This is a genomic window from Paenimyroides viscosum, assembly GCF_003858535.1.
GTDB classification, from domain to species: Bacteria; Bacteroidota; Bacteroidia; order Flavobacteriales; family Flavobacteriaceae; genus Flavobacterium; species Flavobacterium viscosum.
In genome coordinates, this window is record NZ_RQTJ01000029.1 from 1 (window position 1) to 579 (window position 579).

Annotated in this window: 1 protein-coding gene; it reads right to left on the reverse strand. The window is 39.6% G+C overall.

Annotation, left to right across the window (positions count from 1 at the left end; all coding sequences use genetic code 11):
* A partial coding sequence (locus EG242_RS11470; RefSeq protein WP_235831908.1) for a dTDP-glucose 4,6-dehydratase occupies nucleotides 1-579 on the reverse strand: 579 nt, incomplete at both ends.

Consider the following 579-nt stretch of genomic DNA (forward strand, 5'->3'; position numbering starts at 1 on the left):
CGATTACAAACAACCAATCACGGGTATATTTACCATCGCCGTAAATAGGCAGCGGTTTGTTATGTATGATGTTATGAATACACAACGGAATTAATTTCTCTGGAAAATGGTTGGGGCCGTAATTGTTTGAGCAGTTTGTTAAAACAATTGGTAATCCATAAGTATCGTGGTACGCACGTACAAAATGATCTGAAGCCGCTTTTGATGCTGAATAAGGCGAATGCGGATCGTACTTAGTATCTTCGGTAAAGAAACCTTCACTGCCCAAAGCACCAAAAACCTCATCGGTTGATACGTGATGGAAACGTTTGCCTTCATAAGCTTGTGCTGAGTCTGTTGAAGCATCTTTCCATATTTCACGAGCGGCGTTTAATAGATTAACCGTACCAATTACATTTGTCATTACAAATGCAGATGGGTCTGCAATAGAACGATCTACATGCGATTCGGCTGCTAAATGAATAACACCGGTGGGATTGTATTTTTGAAACACCTTTAAAACAGCAGCCGCATCACAGATGTCCACCTTTTCAAAACGGTAGTTTGGTAAATGATCTACATCTTTTAGATTTTCTAAAT